This is a genomic window from Streptomyces decoyicus, assembly GCF_019880305.1.
GTDB lineage: Bacteria > Actinomycetota > Actinomycetes > Streptomycetales > Streptomycetaceae > Streptomyces > Streptomyces decoyicus.
On record NZ_CP082301.1, the window covers coordinates 6041937 to 6064166 of the forward strand.

A 22230-nucleotide genomic window follows, 5' to 3' on the forward strand; every position below is an offset into this window, starting at 1 on the left:
GGAAATAGCTACGCCAGGCAGTGCCGCTGAGCGGCCCCGGTGCCCGGCGGAGGAGAGCACCATGGATCACCGATTCGATGTCACCGAGCGATTCGCCGCGGGCGCGCAATTCATCGCAGGCAGTCTCCGGAGCGGCAGTTCCGGGCGTACCCAGGCCGTCGTGGACCCGGCGACAGGCGAGACGGTGTACTCCTATGAACTCGCAGGCACGGCGGACGTGGACGCCGCCGTGGAGGCCGCGCAGCGGGCGTTCCGGGAGTGGGGCGGTGCCACACCGGGCGAGCGCTCCGACACCCTGCACGCCTTCGCCACCGCGCTCGCCGAGGACGCCGCCGAGCTCGCCTATGCCGAATCGCTGAACTGCGGAAAGCCGATCAAGCTCAGCAAGGAGTTCGACGTACCGGGTTCGATCGACAACGCCGCGTTCTTCGCGGGCGCCGCCCGTCATCTGGAGGGCAAGGCGGCCGGGGAATACAGCCCCGACCACACCTCCGTCATCCGTCGCGAGCCCATTGGCGTCGTCGGCTCCATCGCACCGTGGAACTATCCGCTCCAGATGGCCGCCTGGAAGGTGCTGCCGGCCATCGCCGCGGGCAACACCATCGTCCTCAAGCCCGCCGAGATCACCCCCTTCACCTCCCTGCTGTTCGCGCAGGCCGCACAGCGCGCGGGGCTGCCGGACGGTGTCATCAACATCCTCTCCGGGGCGGGCCGGGACGCCGGTGAGCACCTGGTGGGCCACCGCTCCGTCGCGATGACCTCCTTCACCGGCTCGACCGGCGTCGGCAAGCGCGTCGCCGAGATCGCCACCGGCACCGTCAAGCGGCTGCATCTCGAACTCGGCGGCAAGGCCCCCTTCGTCGTCTTCGACGACGCGGACCTGGAGGCCGCCGTCCACGGAGCGGTCGCCGGATCGCTGATCAACACGGGCCAGGACTGCACCGCCGCCACCCGCGCCTATGTGCAGCGCCCGCTCTACGACGCCTTCGTCAGCGGCGTCGCCGATCTGATGGCGACCGTACGGCTCGGCGACCCCTTCGACCCGTCCACCGACCTGGGCCCGCTGATCTCGCACGCCCAGCGCGACCGGGTGGCCGGCTTCGTCGAGCGGGCGCGCGGCTACGCCACGGTCGTGACGGGCGGCGAGTCACCGCAGGGCGAGTTGGCCAAGGGCGCCTACTACCGGCCCACGCTGATCGCCGGGGCCGCGCAGGACAGCGAGATCGTGCAGTCCGAGATCTTCGGTCCGGTGCTGGTGGTGCTGCCCTTCGACAGCGACGACGAGGGCATCGCGCTGGCCAACGACACCCCCTACGGGCTGGCCGCCTCCGCCTGGAGCCGGGACGTCTACCGCACCGGCCGTGCCACCCGCGAGATCAACGCGGGCTGTGTCTGGGTCAACGACCACATCCCGATCATCAGCGAGATGCCGCACGGCGGCGCCAAGGCCTCCGGCTTCGGCAAGGACATGTCGGCCTACTCCTTCGAGGAGTACACCCAGGTCAAGCACGTCATGTATGACAACACCGCGGTGGCGCGCAAGGACTGGCACCGCACGATCTTCGGGGACCGCCCGTAAGGGACGCCCCCTCGGGCCCGAGCGGCCCCTCGCCCTGCGGCCGGCGCCGCGCGGCATCGTCACCACCGGCCGAGCGCCGGGCTCATCCCCTGAAAGGGCACCGCGCATGGAGCACCACGAGCAGCCCGAACCCCTGTCCTCGGCCGAACTCACCGCCATGCGCCGCAGTGCGACCAATGGCCGGCTCGCCATGACCCGCCGCTCCCTGCTGCGCGCGGGCGGCGCCATGGCGGCCACGGCCGGTGGCCTCGGCGCCCTGGGGGCCTGCGGCATCCCGCCCGCGGGCCGTACGGACGCCGGCCGTTCCGACGACCACTCCACGGCGGAGAAGCGGCTCGCCTTCTCCAACTGGACCGAGTACATGGACGTCAGCGAGGACGGCAAGCACCGGCCGACGCTGGACCGCTTCACCCGGCGCACCGGTATCGCCGTCAAATACACCGAGGACATCAACGACAACGACGAGTTCTTCGGCAAGATCCAGGCGCAGCTGGCGGCCGGCCAGGACACCGGACGCGATCTGATCGTGCTCACCGACTGGATGTGCGCACGGATGATCTCCCTCGGCTGGATCCAGCAGCTGGACCCGGCCAATCTGCCGCACGCCTACGCCAACCTCTCGGCGCAGTACCGCGACCCCGCCTGGGACCCGGGCCGGGCGCACTCCTACGTCTGGCAGGGCATCCCGGCCCTCATCGCGTACAACAAGAAGGCGACCGGCGGGAAGAAGGTCGACTCCATCAGCCAGCTGCTGGAGGACCCGCAGCTCAAGGGCCGGGTCGGTTTTCTCTCCGAGATGCGCGACAGCATCGGCCTGACCCTGCTGGACATGGGCAAGCGGCCCGAGGACGTCACCGCGGACGACTACGACGCGGCCATCGCCCGGCTCCAGAAGGGCGTCGACTCCAAGCAGATACGCCGCTTCACCGGCAACGACTACACCAACGATCTGGACAAGGGCGACCTGGCCGCCTGTGTGGCCTGGGCCGGCGACATCGTCCAGCTCCAGAACGACAACCCGGACATCGCCTACGCCATCCCCAAGACCGGCTACATGACGTCCACCGACAACCTCATGGTGCCGAACAAGGCGCGCCACAAGCAGAACGCCGAACGGCTCATCGACTACTTCTACGAGCCGAAGGCGGCGGCCCGGCTCGCGGCGTACATCAACTACGCCTGCCCGGTCGACGGTGTGCGCGAGGAACTCGCCAAGATCGACAAGAAGGCGGCGGACAACCCGCTGATCCTGCCGGACAAGGAGATGGCTGCCCGGTCCCACTCCTTCCGTGCCCTGACCGCCAAGGAGAACAAGGAGTTCGCCCAGAAGTTCTCCGACCTCACCGGCGCCTGATCCGCCACCTCCCGGGCCCGCCCGAGCCGCTTCGCCCTCCGACCCACGGGACGACCGACATGACCCACACCGCGACCCCCCAGAGCAGTGGCGGCGACGTCCGCCTCCAGGGGATAAGCAAAACCTACGGCTCCTTCACCGCCGTCCATCCGCTCGACCTGACCGTCCCCGCGGGCTCCTTCTTCGCGCTGCTGGGCGCCTCGGGCTGCGGCAAGACCACCACCCTGCGCATGATCGCCGGGCTGGAGGAACCCACCACCGGCACCGTCCAGCTGTCGGGCCGGGACGTCACCGCCCTGCCGCCGTACAAGCGCCAGGTCAACACCGTCTTCCAGAACTACGCGCTCTTCCCGCACCTGGACATCTACGAGAACGTCGCCTTCGGGCTGCGCCGCCGCGGCATCAAGTCCGTCAAGAAGCAGGTCGAGGAGATGCTCGACCTCGTCCAGCTCGGGCCGATGGCGCGCCGCAAGCCGCAGCAGCTCTCCGGCGGCCAGCAGCAGCGCGTCGCGGTCGCCCGCGCGCTGATCAACCACCCGCAGGTGCTGCTGCTCGACGAGCCGCTCGGTGCCCTCGACCTCAAGCTGCGCCGCCAGATGCAGCTGGAGCTCAAGCGCATCCAGACCGAGGTCGGCATCACCTTCGTGCATGTCACCCACGACCAGGAGGAGGCCATGACGATGGCCGACACCGTGGCCGTGATGAACGGCGGCCGGGTCGAACAGCTCGGTGCCCCCGCCGACCTCTACGAGAACCCCGCCACCACCTTCGTCGCCAACTTCCTGGGCACCTCCAACCTCATCGAGGCCGAGGTCGTCGAGGCCGGCGGCGAGGAACTGCTCCTCAAGGCCGGCGACGCCAAGCTGCGGCTGCCCGCCGACCGGTGCAGCGCCACGGCCCGCACCGGCGAGAAGGTGCTCGCCGGGGTCCGGCCCGAGAAGGTGACCCTGGCGCACGCCGACGACGCCGGGTCCATCGCCGAAGGCCGCAACCGGCTGCCCGCGCGGATCAAGCACGCCGGTTTCATCGGGGTCTCCACGCAGTACGTCCTCGAGGCCCCGGGCCTGGGCGAACTCGCCGTCTACGAGCAGAACATCGAGCGCGACGGGCGCCTGGTCCCCGGCGCCGAGGTCGTGCTGCACTGGAGCCCGGCGCACACCTTCGGGCTGGACGCCACCCAGGACATCCAGGCCGGCGCGGACCTCGACGAGGAGGCCGCGTGACCAGCACCGCGACACCCGCGCCGGCGGACGAGCAGGCCGCGGCCGCGCCCCTGGAGGTGCGCAAGACCCCCGCCCGCAAGCGCCTCGTGCCCTACTGGCTGTTGCTGCCCGGCCTGCTGTGGCTGGTCGTCTTCTTCGCCGCCCCGCTCGTTTACCAGGCGTCGACCTCGATCCAGACCGGCTCCCTCGAAGAGGGCTTCAAGGTCACCTGGCACTTCGCCACCTACTGGGACGCGCTGGGCGAATACTGGCCGCAGTTCGTCCGCTCGGTGGGCTACGCCGCCGTCGCCACCGCGCTCTGCCTGGTCCTGGGCTACCCGCTGGCCTACCTCATCGCCTTCAAGGCCGGCCGCTGGCGCAACCTCGTGATGATCCTGGTCATCGCCCCGTTCTTCACCAGCTTCCTGATCCGTACGCTGGCCTGGAAGACGATCCTGGCCGACGGCGGACCGGTCGTCGGCATCCTCAACTCCCTGCACGTCCTGGACATCACCAGCTGGCTGGGCCTCACCGAAGGGCAGCGGGTGCTCGCCACCCCGCTCGCGGTGGTCTGCGGACTGACCTACAACTTCCTGCCGTTCATGGTCCTGCCGCTCTACACCTCGCTGGAGCGCATCGACCCGCGCCTCCACGAGGCCGCCGGTGACCTCTACGCCCGCCCGGCCACCACCTTCCGCCGGGTGACCTTCCCGCTGTCCATGCCCGGTGTCGTCGCCGGCACCCTGCTCACCTTCATCCCGGCCGCCGGTGACTACATCAATGCCGAACTGCTGGGCTCCACCGACCAGAAGATGATCGGCAACGTCATCCAGTCGCAGTTCCTGCGGGTGCTGGACTACCCGACCGCCGCCGCCCTCTCCTTCATCCTCATGGCGGCCATCCTCGCCATGGTCACGATCTACATCCGCAAGTCCGGGACGGAGGATCTGGTCTGATGGCCGTCCACGAGACCACCGACGCCACCGCGGCCCGCACGCAAAACCGGGGCCTGCGCTGGCTGCGCCGCAACATCATCACGATCGCGGGCCTGTGCACGCTGGGCTACCTGATCCTGCCCAACCTCGTGGTGATGGTCTTCTCCTTCAACAAGCCCAACGGCCGCTTCAACTACCAGTGGCAGCGCTTCTCCACGGACGCCTGGCGCGATCCGTGCGGCGTCGCCGACCTGTGCGGCTCGCTCGGCCTGAGTCTCCAGATCGCGCTCTGGGCCACCATCGGAGCGACCGTCCTCGGCACCATGATCGCGTTCGCGCTGGCCCGCTACCGCTTCCGCGCCCGCTCCGGCGTCAACACCCTGATCTTCCTGCCGATGGCGATGCCCGAGGTCGTCATGGCCGCCTCGCTGGCGACCCTCTTCCTCAACATGGGCATCCAGTTCGGCTTCTGGACGATCCTGATCGCGCACATCATGTTCTGCCTGAGCTTCGTGGTCACCGCCGTCAAGGCGCGGGTGATGAGCATGGACCCGCGGCTGGAGCAGGCCGCCCAGGACCTCTACGCCTCACCCGTCCAGACCTTCCTGCGGGTGACGCTGCCGATCGCCGCCCCCGGCATCGCGGCCGGCGCCCTGCTGTCCTTCGCCCTGTCCTTCGACGACTTCATCATCACCAACTTCAATGCCGGCTCCACCGTGACCTTCCCCATGTTCGTCTGGGGATCGGCGCAGCGGGGCACTCCCGTTCAGATCAATGTCATCGGCACGGCCATGTTCCTGGTCGCCGTGCTGTGCGTAGTGGTGGGCCAGCTGGCCGGGGCCCGCCGTAAGAGGAGCAAGAGGAGCTGAGAACCATGGCACGAGCTGCCATGACCCCGTCCGCCGCGCATGCGCTCGCGGACGCCGAACCCACCCCCTTCTGGCTGACCGACCCGGACCGCCCCGCCGCCCGGCCCGCCCTCGTCGGTGACGAGACCTGCGATCTGCTGGTGGTCGGCGGCGGCTACTCGGGGCTGTGGACCGCGCTGATCGCCAAGGAACGCGACCCCCAGTGCGATGTCGTCCTGATCGAAGGCGCCGAGATCGGCTGGGCTGCCTCCGGCCGCAACGGCGGCTTCTGCGCCGCCTCCCTCACCCACGGCCTCGGAAACGGCCTGGCCCGCTGGCCGAACGAACTGGCCACCCTCGAAGAGCTGGGCATCCGCAACCTCGACGCCATCGAGGAGGCCGTCGCCCGCTACGGCATCGACTGCGCCTTCGAGCGCACCGGTGAGATCGACATCGCCACCGAGCCCCACCAGATCGCCGAACTCAAGGAGTTCGCCGAGGACGCCGCCGGGCTCGGCCTCGACCGGCACACCTTCCTCGACCAGGACGAACTGCGCGCCCAGGTCGACTCGCCGACCTTCCGCGCCGGTCTGTGGGACCGCGACGGTGTCGCCATGCTCAACCCGGCCCGCCTCGCCTGGGGCCTGAAGCAGGCCTGCCTCGGCCTCGGCGTCCGCATCTACGAGCGCACCCGGGCCACCGACCTCGCCTCCGAAGGCCTGGGCATGGCCGTCCGCACGCCCTACGGCCGGGTCTTCGGCCGCCATGTCGCGCTCGGCACGAACGCCTTCCCGTCGCTGGTCAAGCGGGTGCGCCCGTACATCGTCCCGGTCTACGACCACGCGCTGATGACGGAGCCGCTCTCCGAAGAACAGCTCGCCGCCATCGGCTGGAAGAACCGCCAGGGCCTCTCGGACTCCAACAACCACTTCCACTACTTCCGCATCACCGCCGACAACCGCATCCTGTGGGGCGGCTACGACATCGTCTACCGCTACGGCGGCGGCATCCGTGCCGAGTTCGACCACCACCCGGCCACGTACGAGAAGCTCGCCCGGCACTTCTTCCGCTGCTTCCCGCAACTGGAGGGGCTGCGCTTCACCCACACCTGGGGCGGCGCCATCGACACCTGCTCCCGCTTCTCGGCGTTCTTCGGCAGCGCCCACGCGGGCCGGGTCGCCTATGCCGCCGGCTACACCGGCCTCGGCGTGGGCGCCACCCGCTTCGGCGCCGAAGTGATGCTCGATCTGCTCGCCGGTGAACGCACCGAGCGTACGGAGCTGGAGATGGTCCGCAGCAAGCCGCTGCCGTTCCCGCCGGAGCCGCTGCGGTGGGCCGGCATCGGGATCACCCAGTGGTCGATGACCCGGGCCGACACCCACGGCGGACGCCGCAATCTGTGGCTCAAGGCCATGGACAAGGTGGGCCTGGGCTTCGACAGCTGACGCCGAAGAGGGGGCGGGTGAACGGAAGTTGCCCGCCCCCTCGTGCCCCACTGCGGGCGGGCGGAAGTTGTCCGCTTCCTCGTGCCGCAGTGCGGGCGGATGGATGTTGTCCGCCGGCCGGAAGTTGCCTGCCGTCTCATGCCCCCCAGTGCGGGCGGGCAGAAGTTGTCCGCCTCCTCGTGCCCCAGTGCGGCCCGTCACTGCCAGGGTCAGGTCCTGCCCGGCCCAGCCCCGTCGCACGCCCCGTGGCGCGCCGCCCGGCCCCCGCCCCCGGCCCAGCGGTCGCACACCGCACACCACACCGCGAGCAGCACCCCGGCCAGACACCAGCTGCCGAGGACGTCCAGCGGCCAGTGATAGCCCCGGCGCGCCAGGCCGATGCCGACGCCCACGTTGAGCAGGGCGACCGCGAGAGGGAGTGCGACCGCGGCCGCGGGAGCGCCTCTACGGGCGTTCACGTCGCTGTCGCTGTCGCTGTCGCTGTCGCTGTCGATCCGCATCACCATCGACAGCCGCATCTGCACCCGCATCTGCATCCGGCTTCGGCTCCGGCCGCGGGTCAGCAAGAGCGCGGCCACGCCGTACGCCACGGCCGCCGTGGCCCCGTGGCCCGACGGATAGAAGCCGTCGTGCGCACCGCCGCCCATCTGCGGCGGACCCGGCCGGGCCAGCCACAGCTTGAGCGGGACGACCAGCGCGGGCACCGCGGCCAGGGCGAAGCCGGCGGCGAGCAGCGGCAGCCACCAGCGCACCGGAGCCGGGCCATCGGTGGCGTCCGCGCCGCCCTGCTCCCCTTCACGCTCTCTCTCCCACCGCTTCCCCCGCTGCCACCTCTGCCGTCCCCGCCACCCCGTCCACACCATGACCACCAACAGCACCGGCAGCGCCACGACCGTATTGCCGAGGTCGGCAAAGAACTCGGCGAGCCCGGAGGGGATGTCCCCGGCAGCGGCGAGGGCGCGCCCCAGCCGTTCGTCGAGGGTGCGCAGTGGGCCGTGGTCGGCCACCTGCCAGGTGAGCGCGGCGAAGAGCAACGCGCTCAGCAGAGCGGCGGCCAGGGGCGGGAAACGAAGGGAGCCGCGGCCCGACGGGCCTGCGGAGCTCGGGAAAAAGGTCGGCCGCCTCGGAACAGGGGGGGTGGTTCCGAGGCGGCCGCGCTGACCGGTGTTCCGCGCGCCCCGGGGGGTATGGGGCGGGCGGACATCCGATCGGTGAGGATTCCCGGAGCCCCCTTTGCGAGGGGTCCCGGTGTTGTGCGCGAGGGCACGGCCTGATCGGAGCCGGGGAAGCGCCGACCGGGCGTCGCCCGCAGTCCCCTGCGAGCGGGGTGTTTCTCTCATCTGCGGAAACCGTACGGCACAGCGAGCGCACCCGACAGTCGCATTACCCGGCCGCCATGGGCCCCGCACATCTTCTTCACGCCATGCCTCCAGTTACGCGCGTCCGCACGGAAATGAGCACAGAAATAGGTACAGGGCGGGTGCGCACACGGGCGCGAACAGGGCACACCCCAGGACGCGAACAGGGGCACGTCCCCGGGCACGAACAGGGCGGTGTCCCCCGCGTCCCTCGCGTCCCCGGCGTGCCAAGGGGCGCCACCACAGCAACGGCGGCGCCCAACGGGGCACGGCGGCCTCGCCGGACGGCGGGCAGCGGCCTCCCTGCTGCACCCGGGGCGGAGGGGCGGGGCTCGCTCTGCACCCGGGGCGGAAGGGTGGGGCTCCCTCTGCACCCGGGGCAGGACTCCCTCCCTGCCCCGCGAGGCTCCCTGCCTGCCCCGCCAACGGGCACGGCCCGGGACACGGCATGAGCCGAGTCCCGGGCCGTGCCGGGGTTCTCCGCGGAGCGCCGTGCGCGCCGCGCCGCTCAGAGCGCGGCGAAGGCGCCTTCCAGGATGTCCAGGCCCTCGTTGAGCAGGTCCTCGCCGATGACCAGCGGCGGCAGGAAGCGCAGCACATTGCCGTACGTGCCGGTCGTCAGGACCAGCAGGCCCTCCTGGTGGCAGGCCTTGGCGAGGGCGCCGGTGGCCTCCGGGTTCGGGTCCTTGGAGCCGGACTTGACCAGCTCGATCGCGATCATCGCGCCGCGGCCGCGGACCTCGCCGATGATGTCGTACTTCTCCGCGATCGCGTTCAGACGGGCCGTCATGACCTCGCCGATCCGGCGGGCCTTGGCGTTCAGGTCCTGCTCGCGCATGGTCTCGATCGAGCCCAGCGCCGCGGCGCAGGCCACCGGGTTACCACCGTAGGTGCCGCCCAGGCCGCCCGCGTGCGCGGCGTCCATGATCTCGGCGCGGCCGGTGACGGCGGCCAGCGGCAGACCGCCGGCGATGCCCTTGGCGGTCGTGATCAGGTCGGGCACGATGCCCTCGTCGTCACACGCGAACCACTGGCCCGTGCGGCAGAAGCCGGACTGGATCTCGTCCGCGACGAAGACGATCCCGTTCTCCTTGGCGAAGTTCGCGATCGCCGGGAGGAAACCCTTGGCCGGCTCGATGAAGCCGCCCTCGCCGAGTACCGGCTCGATGATGATCGCCGCGACGTTCTCCGCGCCGATCTGCTTGGTGATCTGCGAGATGGCCTGGTCCGCGGCCTCCTGCGCACAGTTCTCCGGGCCGGTCAGCCAGCGGTAGGGGTAGGCCACCGGGACGCGGTAGACCTCGGGCGCGAACGGTCCGAAGCCCTGCTTGTACGGCATGTTCTTGGAGGTGAGCGCCATCGTCAGGTTCGTGCGGCCGTGGTAGCCGTGGTCGAAGACGACGACCGCCTGGCGCTTGGTGTGCACACGGGCGATCTTGACGGCGTTCTCGACCGCCTCGGCGCCGGAGTTGAACAGCGCCGACTTCTTCGCGTGGTCGCCCGGCGTCAGCTCGGCCAGCTGCTCACAGACCTCGATGTACGGCTCGTACGGCGCCACCATGGCGCAGGTGTGGGTGAAGGCCTGGAGCTGCGCGGTGGCCCGGCGGACGACCGCCTCCGCGCTGTTGCCGACCGAGGTCACCGCGATGCCGGAGCCGAAGTCGATCAGGGAGTTCCCGTCCACGTCCTCCAGGACGCCGCCGCCCGCGCGCTTGACGAAGACGGGCAGCACGGCGCCGACGCCACTGGCCACCGTGGCCTGCTTGCGCGCCCACAGCTCCTGCGACTTCGGGCCGGGAATCGCGGTGACGACGCGACGCTCCTGGGGGAGGGACGGGCCTCCGGACAGTTCGGTCATGGCAGTCTCCTGGGGGTGGAACGGGGGGACGTACAAAGCTGTTGTTCTCGCAGGCTAGGGGCGGCCGGGCAGGTCTGGCATGTTCCGTTCGGGAGAAGTGCGCGTGTTGCCTTGTCCGCACCGGACATAGCGGCGGTCCGCGGCCAGTAGATTGAGCGACGGCGTGCCCGGCAGCGGCGGACACCAGCGCGGGCATGACAATGGCACCGCGGCCGCACGACGCGGCCGCCGGCGTCACGACGCAGCAGGCCACGGCTCAAGGGGGACAAGGGGCACCGGATGGACACCGAGGGCACGCACGACGCACAGCACACCGCTCCCGAGCCGTCGGACGGAGCGCACCGACCCGAACCCGCGGTGCCGCGCCCCGCGGCACCGCCCACCCCACCGGCCGCCGCGCCGCGCACCCCGCCACCGCCCGCCGCCCCGCCGACCGTGCCGACTCCACCCGCCACCCCTCCGGGCGCTGCGCCCAGCGGCCCCGCGGCTCCCGAACCGCCGCTGCTGAGCTGGCTGCGCACCCCGCGCCCCGCGTCCGCGCCCGGCATCTGGACCCTCGGCCACCGGCCCCGGCCCGCGCAGGAGCCCGACCGGGTCCCCGGCCGGCAGTTGATCAGCGGCGCGGTGATCTCGTTCCTGTGCGGGTGGCTGTTGTGGTCGTTGCTGTGGAACCGCTACCTCGGCGGGTACTGGCTCTGGCCGCTGCTGCTGCTCACGCCGGACTCCTGGCGGACGGCCGGCGGTGACAAAATGATCTACGTCTGGATCACCTACCTCTATTACGGGCTGGTGCTGGCACTTCTGGTCGTCGTCTTCGGTCGCATGGGCCGCTGGCCGGAGCTCGCCCGCCGCTTCCTCGGGCCGGCTCTCGGCCGCTTCCGCAACCGCGCATCCGTCGCTCCCAAGCCCCAGCCCGCCGCTGACCGGGCGCAGTGGCCCGACCTGCGGGCACACGGTGCGACGGACGCCGCCGACAAGCTCGCCGCCGAGGCCCGGACCGGCCGGATGAACGATGTGGATGTGGCCAGGATCGAGCGTGCCTGGCGCTCGGTGCGGTCCGGCAAGAACTCCCTGGCCTCCTTCACCGACACCGTGCTCCGGCAGGGCGCGGCGGCCTGTGCGCACCCGTCGGGGCGGCGCGACCTGCCCCGTCGGACCGCCCACCACGATCTGCTCGCCCACCAGGTCCGTATCGGCACCACCGCGGACGACCTCCGCAACCCGTATCAGCACCGCGGCGCCGGATGCGCCCTGGATCCGGGGGTGTTGGGCACCTCGCTGCTGGCCGTCGGGCCGGCCGGGAGCGGCAAGACCACCCGGGTCGTCAAGCCGGTGGTGGAGTCGATGTGCCTCCAGGCGCTGGCCGGGCAGTCCGCGGTGATCGTCGTCGGCCCGGCCGGATCCGACCTCGGTCCTGATGAGGCGTTCGACGTGGTGGTCAGGGTCGGCCGCCCGGATCCGGACTGCGACCTCGACCTGTACGGCGGCACCACGGACCCCGACGAGGCGGCCGGCATCCTGGCGGAGGCCCTGGTCGGTGATCTCGCCGAGCAGCTGCCCGGCGGCGACAGCCGCCGTGCCGCGACCGCACTGGCCCAACTGCTCGGCCCCTTCCGAGCCGCCCACGACCGCTTCCCCACCGTTCCTGAGCTGCGCGAACTGCTGGACGGCGCGCCCCAGGCGATGTCCGCGCTGCGCACCGCCCTCCAGGACGGCGGTGACCACACCCTGCTGCGCGAACTGGACGCCCGCGTACGTCAGTCGGAGCGCTCCGGCGATCTCGGAGTACTCCTCGCCGACCGCATCGCCCTCCTGGACCGGCCTGCCTTCGCCGCCTTCTTCGACCCCACGGGAAGCACCCGCCAGGTCTCCCTGCGCGCCCTCGACCATCCGCTGCGGGTCCGTATCGAATTGCCCGAGCGCGGCCACGCGGAAGCGTCACGGATCCTCGCCCGGCTGGTTCTGGCGCAGTTCACCGAGTGTGCGGTGGCCCGCGGCGACCGCTCGTTGTTCGCCTGCCTGGTGCTCGACGAGGCCGCACACACGATCACGGCCGAGGCGCTGCGCGGTCTGCAGCGGCTGCGCTCGGCGAACGCAGGCGCCGTGCTGACGCTGCGCTCCTTGGACGACATCCCCGACGCGCTCCGCGGCACGCTGCTCGGCACCGTCGGCTGCCGGATGGCATTCGCGGGCGTGACGACGTGGGACGGCGCCCGGTTTGCCGAGGTGTGGGGCAAGGAATGGGTGGAGACCCGCGACGTCACGGACCGTCAAATCATCGCGGAGGGCGCCGCGATGAAGGCGTTCCACCTCTTCCGTCACCTGGTCACCGGCAAGGCGGCCACCGCGAAGGCCGTCACCGTCCGCACCGTGGAGCGTGAACGCTGGTCCGCCTCCGATCTCGCCAACTCCGTCCCGCCCGGCCACGCCGTCCTCTCCGTGACCTCGGTGGCCGGGGAGCATGCGCCGCCGGTGCTGGTGGACCTGCGGTCCTGAGGGCGGCGGCAGGGCGCGGCAGGGCAGCGGCAGGGCGCGGCAGGGCGGCGGCCGAGGGGATCGGGGCCAGGACCGTCGGAGGCTCCAGGAGCATCGCCGGCACCTGGGGCACTCTCGGGTGCTCCGGGGCGGGGGTGTGCTGCGTGGCCGCCGCGGATTTGTCCGGTCCGGCGCTCCCCGGGATTCCTCCGCTGAGGCAGAATCGACACTGGCCGTTCATACGAGGCGGCGCAAACAATCGATCGCGACCTGTCGTCGATCGGGCATCGACTGATCGTCGATCGGTCGACGATCAGTCGTCGATCTGCCATTGACCGGTCAGCGATTGATCGGCGGTCGGTCGGTGACCGGTCAGTGGTTGATCGGCGGTCGGTCAGTGATCGGTTGCCGATCGGTCGCCCCCGTCCCTCGCAGTCGTCGACGTCATGAAGGTTCCATGCCGCACACCCTCGCTTCCCTGGTCAACCACACCGCGCTCAAGCTGACCGTGCTCGCGGGCGAGGAGCGGCTGGACGTGCCGGTGCGCTGGGCGCACGCCAGTGAGCTGATCGATCCGGTGCCGTACATGGAGGGCGGGGAGCTGCTGCTGATCACCGCGCTCAAGCTGGACGCGGAGGACGCGGAGGCGACCCGCAGGTATGTGCGGCGGGTCGCGGAGGCCGGGGTCGTCGGGCTGGGCTTCGCGGTCGGGGTCAATTACGAGGGCGTTCCGGACGCGCTGGTCGAGGCGGCCAGGGAGCAGGGGCTGCCGCTGCTCGGAGTGCCCCGCAGGACGCCGTTCATCGCGATCAGCAAGGCGGTCTCGGCCGCCGTCGCCGCCGACCAGTACCGCGCGGTGACCGCCGGGTTCGAGGCGCAGCGGGAGCTGACCCGGGCGGCGCTCAGCGCCGAGGGACCGGCCGAGCTGCTGGCCCGGCTCGCGGCGCATCTGGACGGCTGGGCCGCGCTCTACGACGCGTCCGGCGCGGTGGTGGCCGCCGCTCCCGACTGGGCGGCCCGCCGCGCGGCCCGGCTCACCGACGACGTCGGGCGGCTGCGCGAGCGGCCCGCGCCCGCCAGCTCGGTCGTCAGCGACACGGACGGCGACGACCGGGTCGAGCTTCAGTCGCTGGGCACCGGACGCCGGGCCCGCGGGGTGCTCGCGGTCGGTACCGGGGCGCCGCTCGGCACGGCCGAGCGCTATGCCGTGCACTCCGCGGTCGCGCTGCTCACCCTCACCACCGAGCGGTCCCGGGCACTTCAGGACGCCGAGCAGCGGCTGGGCGCGGCGGTGCTGAAGATGCTGCTCGCCGGGGAGCCGGACCATGCCAGGGCGGTGGCGGGCCGGCTCTACGGCGGGCTGCTGGACGCGCCGTTCCGGGTGGTGGTCGCGGAGCCGGTGGCCGGTGAGGAGCAGGGATCCATGGTGTCCGCGGGCGCCGGGGCGGCGGGGGGCCTCGACGGGCTTGCCGACGCGATGGACTCGGCGGCCGCGCGGACCGGTGAGGCGGTGCTCGCCGTGCCGGACGGTGACCGGCTGATCGTGCTGGTCGCGGACGGCGGGGCGGCCGCGGACGCCTGTGCCGCGTACGCCGCCGAGGCCGAGGCCCGCGCCGGAGCGCAGCCGCGTGCGCGCGGCCGGGCGGGGCGGGGGGAGGCGGGCCACCGTGAAGGGGTCGCCGTCGGACTCTCGGCGCCTACCGGGCCGACCGCCGCCGCGAACGCCTACCGCCAGGCCGAACAGGCGCTGTCGGTGGCCCGTCGGCGCGGCCGTGCGCTGGTCGAGCACGAGGACGTGGCGGCCGGGTCCGTGCTGCCGCTGCTCGCCGACGACGCCGTCCGCGCCTTCGCGGACGGGCTGCTGCGGGCGCTGCGCGAGCACGATGCGAAGGGCCGCGGCGACCTGGTGGCCTCGCTGCGGGCCTGGCTCGCCCGGCACGGCCAGTGGGACGCGGCCGCCGCCGACCTGGGCGTACACCGCCACACCCTGCGCTACCGGATGCGGCGGGTGGAGGAGATCCTGGGCCGCTCGCTGGACGATGCGGATGTCCGGATGGAGCTGTGGCTGGCACTCAAGGCGACGTCGGGGGCCCCGGGGGAGTAGGGGAGAGCCGCTGCCCACGGGGCGGCCCCAGGGCCGGGCCGCCCAGGGTCGGGCTGACCACGCCCACGGGGCGCCCTGACCGCACCCCCGGGCCCCCTGACCACGCCCCCGGCCCCCTTGACCACGCCCCGGCCCTCTTGACCGCACCCCCGGGCCAGGCTCACCCACCAGCCCGGCCCAAGCCCCGCCCCCCAACGCCCCCGATCCCCTCCGCAAGTCCCCGATCCGCTTCGCGCGCCCCCTCCACCACGGAGAGACGGCCGTCCTGATTACTACGCTTCGGACAAACGCCACGGCGCCGCCGCGCCCCTACCGTGGGTGCAGAGTCAAAACCGCAGAGCCGCTCCCTGAGCCATGCGCATCACCCACCACTTCTGAAGGGCCGGGTTCCACTGTGCCGATCCCCACTGATGCAGCCCCCACCGCCTTTTGGCTCGCCGGCCGGCAGGCCACCGGCGAGGCCACCTTCGATGTCACCTCTCCCTGGGACGGACGCCTCGTCGGCACGGTGAGCGTCCCCACCGAGGCGCAGGTCGAGGAGGCCCTCGCCGCCTCCGTCGCGGTCCAGGACGAACTCGCCGCCACCCCCGCGCATGTGCGGGCCGCCGCGCTGGACCATGTGCACCGCCGGCTGGTGGAGCGTACGGAGGAGATCGCCCGGCTGATCTCCGCGGAGAACGGCAAGCCCATGAAGTGGGCGCGCGGCGAGGTCGGCCGGGCCGTCTCCGTGTTCCGTTTCGCCGCCGAGGAGGCCCGCCGCTTCAACGGCGGCGAGGCGCAGCGTCTGGACACCGACGCGGGCGGCGCGGGCCGGCTCGCGCTGACCCGCCGCTTCCCGCGCGGCACGGTCCTGGGCATCGCCCCGTTCAACTTCCCGCTGAACCTCTGCGCCCACAAGATCGCCCCGGCCATCGCGGCCGGTGCCCCGATCATCCTCAAGCCGGCCCCGGCCACCCCGCTCTCCGGTCTGATCCTCGGTGAGCTGCTGGCCGAGACCGAGCTGCCGGCGGGTACCTGGTCGATCCTTCCGGTGCCCAACGACCGGATGCCGGCGCTGGTGCAGGACGAGCGGCTGCCGGTCGTCTCCTTCACCGGCTCCGAGAAGGTCGGCTACGCGATCCTGGACTCGGTGCCGCGCAAGCACTGCACTCTGGAGCTCGGCGGCAACGGCGCGGCCGTCGTCCTGCCGGACTTCTCCTCCGAGGCGGACCTGGACTGGGCGGCGCAGCGCATCGCCACCTTCTCCAACTACCAGGGCGGCCAGTCCTGCATCTCGGTGCAGCGGGTGATCGCCGACGCCTCCGTCTACGACCGTCTGGTGCCCAAGATCGTGGCGGCCGTCGAGGCGCAGGTCACCGGTGACCCGTCGGACGACGCGACCGAGGTCGGCCCGCTGGTGAACGAGGACGCCGCCAAGCGCGTCGAGAGCTGGGTCGACGAGGCCGTGGAGCGCGGCGCGAAGCTGCTCGCGGGCGGCAAGCGCGACGGCGCCTCCTACGCGCCGACCGTCCTGGAGGACGTGCCCGCCGACGCCACTCTCGCCTGCGAAGAGGTCTTCGGCCCGGTGCTCACCCTCAGGAAGGTCGACGGGGAGGCCGAGGCGTTCGCGGCCGTCAACGACTCGAAGTTCGGCCTCCAGGCGGGCGTGTTCACGCACGACGTCCAGACCGCCTTCCGCGCCCACCGCGCGCTGGAGGTCGGCGGCGTGATCGTCGGCGATGTGCCGTCCTACCGCGCCGACCAGATGCCGTACGGCGGCGTCAAGCAGTCCGGTGTGGGTCGCGAGGGCGTGCGGTTCGCGATGGACGACTACACCTATGAGCGGGTGCTGGTCCTCACGGGCCTGGCGCTGTAACCTCCGCCCGACCCGGTCCGGACCGGTGGACAGCGACGGCCATCCCTTGGGCCGTATCACCAACCGGACCCCGGCCGGCGCACCCCCCGGCGCCGGCCCTCGACGCGGCGCGCTCCGGCACCCTGTTTCCGGAGCGCGCCGCGTCCCCCCTTTTTTGCTCCGGCATCACCTCTCCCGTCATGCCGGATCTTGACGGTATGCGGCCGAAGCCCGTCCCTTCCTCCTGTTTGAGGGGGAGTCGCGGCGGTCCCCCGGGGGAGGAGAGGGGCCCGTACGTACAACCAGCGCGGTATGCCGCACCCCCCGAACGGCGGAGGGCGGCGAGCGGCCCCGGACCGATGCCGGGGGGTATGTCCCGCTTGGCGTGGAGTGGCCTTCCGCGCGGCCATCTCCCGCCACCTCCCGTGGTGCAACCCGTGCGGATCGGGTAACTCTCACAAGTAGCGCTGTCCAGCGGCCGACCGGCCCGCCGGCGCAGAACTCCCGATCCCGCGGCGAGGTGAGCTCCTGATGACCGCTCCATCCATCCGCAACGTTTCCGAGCGCGAAGCACGCCAGGTCGCCGAGGCGGCCCGCGAGCAGGACTGGCGCAAGCCCAGCTTCGCCAAGGAACTGTTCCTGGGGCGTTTCCGGCTCGACCTCATCCATCCGCACCCGACCCCCGCGGTCGACGACGTACACCGCGGCGAGAAGTTCCTCGCCACCCTGCGCGAATTCTGCGAGACGGAGATCGACGGCGCCCGGATCGAGCGCGAGGGGCAGATCCCGGACGAGACCGTGAACGGGCTCAAGGAGCTCGGCGCGTTCGGCATGAAGATCGACCCGAAGTACGGCGGCCTCGGCCTCACCCAGGTCTACTACAACCGCGCCCTGGCCCTGGTCGGCACCGCCAGCCCCGCCATCGGCGCGCTGCTCTCCGCGCACCAGTCGATCGGCGTGCCGCAGCCCCTGAAGCTGTTCGGCACCACGGAGCAGAAGGAGAAGTTCCTGCCGCGCTGTGCCCGTACGGACATCTCGGCGTTCCTGCTGACCGAACCCGATGTCGGCTCGGACCCGGCCCGGCTGGCGACCCTGGCGGTCCCGGACGGTACGGACTACGTCCTCGACGGGGTCAAGCTGTGGACCACCAACGGTGTGGTCGCCGACCTGTTGGTGGTGATGGCGCGGGTGCCCGCCTCCGAGGGGCACAAGGGCGGCATCACGGCCTTCGTCGTCGAGGCCGACTCTCCCGGCATCACGGTCGAGAACCGCAACGCCTTCATGGGCCTGCGCGGCCTGGAGAACGGGGTGACCCGCTTCCACCAGGTACGGGTCCCCGCCGCCAACCGCATCGGGCCGGAGGGCGCCGGCCTGAAGATCGCCCTGACCACCCTCAACACCGGCCGGCTCTCGCTGCCCGCGATGTGCGTCGGCTCCGGCAAGTGGTGCCTGAAGATCGCCCGTGAGTGGGCCGGGGCCCGGGAGCAGTGGGGCCGGCCGGTCGCCAAGCACGAGGCCGTCGGTGCCAAGATCTCCTTCATCGCCGCCACCACCTTCGCCCTCGAAGCGGTCGTCGACCTCTCCTCCCAGATGGCCGACGAGAACCGCAACGACATCCGCATCGAGGCCGCCCTCGCCAAGCTCTACGGCTCCGAGATGGGCTGGCTGATGGCCGACGAGCTCGTCCAGATCCGCGGCGGCCGCGGCTTCGAGACCGCGGACTCGCTCGCCGCCCGCGGCGAACGCGCCGTCCCCGCCGAGCAGATGCTGCGCGATATGCGCATCAACCGGATCTTCGAGGGCTCCACGGAGATCATGCATCTGCTGATCGCCCGCGAGGCGGTGGACGCCCATCTCTCGGTCGCCGGCGACCTCATCGACCCGGACAAGACCCTCGCCGACAAGGGCCGGGCCGCGGCCAAGGCCGGCGGCTTCTACGCCCGCTGGCTGCCCAAGCTCGTCGCCGGACCGGGCCAACTCCCGCGTACGTACCAGGAGTTCGGCCAGCTCGCCGGTCATCTGCGGTATGTCGAACGGGCCTCCCGCAAGCTCGCCCGCTCCACTTTCTACGCGATGTCCCGCTGGCAGGGCCGGATGGAGACCAAGCAGGGCTTCCTCGGCCGGATCGTGGACATCGGCGCCGAACTCTTCGCGATGAGCGCCGCCTGCGTACGGGCCGAGTACCTGAACGAGACCGGGGAGCACGGCCGCGAGGCACAGCAGCTGGCCGAGGTGTTCTGCCGGCAGGCGCGGATCCGGGTCGAGGAGCTGTTCGGCCGGCTGTGGACCAACACCGACGAGCTCGACCGCAAGGTCGTCCACGGGGTCCTCGACGGCACCTACACCTGGCTGGAGGAAGGCATGATCGACCCCAGCGGCGACGGCCCCTGGATCGCCGACGCCACCCCGGGCCCGAGCCGGACGGACAACGTCCGGCGGCCCATCCGCTGAGCGGCCCGCGCCGCACACCCCGGGGCCGGTCCGGGCGCGTGGGACCGGCCCCGGGGTGTGCCGTGCACAGCGGGCGGGGCCCGATGATCCGTAAGACACGCCCTTGGTGTCCACGGCCCCTGGGCGACCGGCCACAATGGACCCCATGACGGACTCCCTCGCCCACCCGCATACGCGCTTCGAGCCGGCCTCCGGCGGCCCTGACGGCCCGCGCGGCCCCCGTTCCCTCGTGGTGCTCGGCTCGACCGGCTCGATCGGCACCCAGGCGATCGACATCGTGCTGCGCAACCCCGACCGCTTCCGGGTGACCGCGCTCTCCGCGGCCGGCGGCCGGGTCGAGCTGCTCGCCGACCAGGCGCACCAGCTGCGGGTGGCCGCCGTCGCCGTGGCGCGCGAGGACGCGGTGCCCGCACTGCGTACGGCACTGGCCGACCGCTACGGCGCGGGCGAACCGCTGCCCGAGATCCTGGCCGGCCCCGACGCGGCCACCGAGCTGGCCGCCTCCCCCTGCCACACCGTCCTCAACGGCATCACCGGCTCCATCGGCCTCGCCCCGACCCTGGCCGCCCTGAAGGCGGGCCGGGTGCTGGCCCTCGCCAACAAGGAGTCGCTGATCGTCGGCGGCCCGCTGGTCAAGGCCCTCGCCGCGCCCGGCCAGATCATCCCCGTCGACTCCGAGCACTCCGCGCTCTTCCAGGCGCTGGCCGGCGGCGAGCGCGCCGAGGTCCGCAAGCTCGTCGTCACCGCTTCCGGCGGCCCGTTCCGCGGCCGTACGAAGCGGGAGCTGGCCGGGGTCACGCCCGAGCAGGCGCTGGCCCACCCCACCTGGTCGATGGGCCCGGTCGTCACCATCAACTCGGCGACCCTCGTCAACAAGGGCCTGGAGGTCATCGAGGCGCATCTGCTCTTCGACGTGCCCTTCGACCGCATCGAGGTCGTCGTCCACCCGCAGTCCTACATCCACTCGATGGTGGAGTTCACCGACGGCTCCACGCTCGCCCAGGCCAGCCCGCCCGACATGCGGATGCCGATCGCGCTGGGCATCGGCTGGCCCGAGCGGGTCCCGGACGCCGCGCCGGGCGTGGACTGGACGAAGGCACAGACCTGGGAGTTCTTCCCGCTGGACGAGGAGGCCTTCCCGTCCGTCCCGCTGGCCCGCCACGTCGGTGATCTGGGCGGCACCGCCCCCGCCGTCTTCAACGCGGCGAACGAGGAATGTGTGGACGCCTTCCTCAAGGGCGGGCTGCCCTTCACCGGGATTGTGGATACCGTCGCCGCAGTGGTCGCCGAACACGGAACGCCCGCCGGGGGAACTTCCCTGAGTGTCGCGGACGTCCTCGAGGCGGAGACCTGGGCGCGCGCCCGCGCCCGCGAACTGGCCGCCCGTGCGGCACGGACACCTTCGGAGGCTCGCGCATGACGACCTGGATGACCATCCTCGGCATAGTCGTCTTCGTCGTCGGCCTGCTGTTCTCCATTGCCTGGCACGAGCTCGGCCATCTCTCCACGGCCAAGCTGTTCGGTATCCGCGTGCCGCAGTACATGGTGGGCTTCGGGCCGACGATCTTCTCCCGTAAGAAGGGCGACACCGAGTACGGCATCAAGGCCGTTCCGCTCGGCGGCTACATCCGCATGATCGGGATGTTCCCGCCCGGCGACGACGGAAAGCTCCAGGCCCGCTCCACCTCGCCGTTCCGCGGCATGATCGAGGACGCCCGCTCGGCGGCCTTCGAGGAGCTCCAGCCCGGCGACGAGAAGCGGCTCTTCTACACCCGCAAGCCCTGGAAGCGCGTCATCGTGATGTTCGCCGGGCCGTTCATGAATCTGATCCTGGCGGTCGTGATCTTCATGAGCGTGCTGATGGGCTTCGGCATCAACACCCAGACCACCCAGGTCGGCTCGGTGTCGGAGTGCGTCATCTCGGCCGCCGCCAAGACCGACAAGTGCCCGCACGGCGCCAAGGACTCCCCGGCCGAGGCCGCGGGCCTCCGGGCCGGCGACAAGATCGTCTCGTTCAACGGCCACGCCGTGCCGGACTGGGGCGCCCTCCAGCAGCAGATCCGCGACACCACCGGACCCGCGACGCTCGTCGTGGAGCGGCACGGCGCACGCCGGACGCTGCACGCCGACCTCATCGAGAACAAGGTCGCCAAGACCGACGGCCACGGCGGCTATGTCCCCGGACAGTTCGTCACCGCCGGATTCCTCGGCTTCACCCCGGCCAGCGGCGTCGTCCAGCAGTCCTTCGGCCAGTCCGTCGACCGCATGGGCAACATGGTCCAGCAGGGGGTCTCCTCGCTGATAAACCTGCCCGCCAAGGTCCCGGACCTGTGGGACGCGGCCTTCAACGGCGGAGAGCGCAAGCAGGACTCCCCGATGGGCGTGGTCGGCGCGGCCCGGGTCGGCGGCGAGGTCTTCTCCCTGAACATCCCGCCGGAGCAGCGGGTGGCGACCATGCTCTTCCTGGTCGCCGGCTTCAACCTCTCGCTGTTCCTGTTCAACATGCTGCCGCTGCTGCCGCTGGACGGCGGGCACATCGCCGGCGCCGTGTGGGAGTCGGTCCGACGGGCCTTCGCCAAGATCGTCCGGCGTCCCGACCCCGGCCCCTTCGACGTCGCCAAGCTGATGCCGGTCGCGTACGTCGTCGCCGGGATCTTCATCTGCTTCACACTGCTGGTGCTCGTCGCCGACGTGGTGAATCCGGTGAAGCTGACCTAGAAAGCACGTTTGGCGGCGGCCGGACACCTCCGTGGCGTTTGGAGGCGTCCGGCCGTCTCCTTTCGTGGC

Annotated in this window: 14 protein-coding genes; 12 read left to right on the plus strand and 2 right to left on the minus strand. The window is 71.6% G+C overall.

Annotation, left to right across the window (positions count from 1 at the left end):
- Positions 1-61 precede the first annotated feature (61 nt).
- From K7C20_RS26755 to K7C20_RS26780, 6 genes are all read left to right on the plus strand, one after another.
- Positions 62-1579 (plus strand): gamma-aminobutyraldehyde dehydrogenase, encoded by a 1518-nt coding sequence (locus K7C20_RS26755; RefSeq protein WP_030087453.1) that lies wholly within the window; start codon positions 62-64, stop codon positions 1577-1579.
- Between the two features lie 106 nt (positions 1580-1685).
- Positions 1686-2933, plus strand: coding sequence for a polyamine ABC transporter substrate-binding protein (locus K7C20_RS26760; protein WP_053210229.1), 1248 nt, complete (start codon positions 1686-1688; stop codon positions 2931-2933).
- Positions 2934-2992: 59 nt separating this feature from the next.
- Entirely contained in the window at positions 2993-4156 is a 1164-nt protein-coding gene (locus K7C20_RS26765) for an ABC transporter ATP-binding protein (protein WP_030087450.1), read from the plus strand.
- The gene (locus tag K7C20_RS26770; RefSeq protein ID WP_030087449.1) at positions 4153-5091 is read left to right on the plus strand and encodes an ABC transporter permease; all 939 of its coding nucleotides are present in this window, start codon (positions 4153-4155) and stop codon (positions 5089-5091) included. Before K7C20_RS26765 ends, K7C20_RS26770 begins: the two co-directional genes overlap by 4 nt.
- Positions 5091-5939: an ABC transporter permease gene (locus K7C20_RS26775; protein ID WP_030087448.1), complete on the plus strand. Its 849-nt coding sequence runs from the start codon at positions 5091-5093 to the stop codon at positions 5937-5939. The genes K7C20_RS26770 and K7C20_RS26775 overlap by 1 nt, the downstream gene beginning before the upstream one ends.
- A gap of 5 nt (positions 5940-5944) precedes the next feature.
- Entirely contained in the window at positions 5945-7363 is a 1419-nt protein-coding gene (locus tag K7C20_RS26780) for an NAD(P)/FAD-dependent oxidoreductase (protein ID WP_409351325.1), read from the plus strand.
- 209 nt (positions 7364-7572) lie between these two features.
- Here the strand turns inward: K7C20_RS26780 and K7C20_RS26785 are convergent, their stop codons facing one another.
- Positions 7573-8397, minus strand: coding sequence for a phosphatase PAP2 family protein (locus tag K7C20_RS26785; RefSeq protein ID WP_053210231.1), 825 nt, complete (start codon positions 8395-8397; stop codon positions 7573-7575).
- 832 nt (positions 8398-9229) lie between these two features.
- Complete coding sequence (gene gabT / locus K7C20_RS26790) at positions 9230-10579, minus strand: 4-aminobutyrate--2-oxoglutarate transaminase (RefSeq protein ID WP_030087443.1); 1350 nt, start codon at positions 10577-10579, stop codon at positions 9230-9232.
- A 279-nt stretch (positions 10580-10858) separates the two neighbouring features.
- Here gabT and K7C20_RS26795 point away from each other — a divergent pair, with 279 nt between their 5' ends.
- The 6 genes from K7C20_RS26795 to K7C20_RS26820 all read left to right on the plus strand — a co-directional run bounded on the left by K7C20_RS26795 (position 10859) and on the right by K7C20_RS26820 (position 22161).
- On the plus strand, positions 10859-13075 hold the full coding sequence (locus tag K7C20_RS26795; RefSeq protein ID WP_030087441.1) for an ATP-binding protein: 2217 nt from the start codon (positions 10859-10861) through the stop codon (positions 13073-13075).
- Positions 13076-13511: 436 nt separating this feature from the next.
- The gene (locus tag K7C20_RS26800; protein WP_053210232.1) at positions 13512-15158 is read left to right on the plus strand and encodes a PucR family transcriptional regulator; all 1647 of its coding nucleotides are present in this window, start codon (positions 13512-13514) and stop codon (positions 15156-15158) included.
- Positions 15159-15552: 394 nt separating this feature from the next.
- A complete protein-coding gene (locus tag K7C20_RS26805; protein ID WP_053210072.1) occupies positions 15553-17013 on the plus strand; it encodes an aldehyde dehydrogenase family protein in 1461 nt (486 codons plus the stop codon).
- Between the two features lie 510 nt (positions 17014-17523).
- Positions 17524-19443, plus strand: a complete 1920-nt coding sequence (locus tag K7C20_RS26810) for an acyl-CoA dehydrogenase family protein (RefSeq protein ID WP_030082496.1) — start codon at positions 17524-17526, stop codon at positions 19441-19443.
- 145 nt (positions 19444-19588) lie between these two features.
- Positions 19589-20863, plus strand: coding sequence for a 1-deoxy-D-xylulose-5-phosphate reductoisomerase (gene dxr / locus K7C20_RS26815; protein WP_053210073.1), 1275 nt, complete (start codon positions 19589-19591; stop codon positions 20861-20863).
- Entirely contained in the window at positions 20860-22161 is a 1302-nt protein-coding gene (locus K7C20_RS26820) for a M50 family metallopeptidase (RefSeq protein WP_030082499.1), read from the plus strand. Before dxr ends, K7C20_RS26820 begins: the two co-directional genes overlap by 4 nt.
- The last annotated feature ends 69 nt before the right edge of the window (positions 22162-22230 follow it).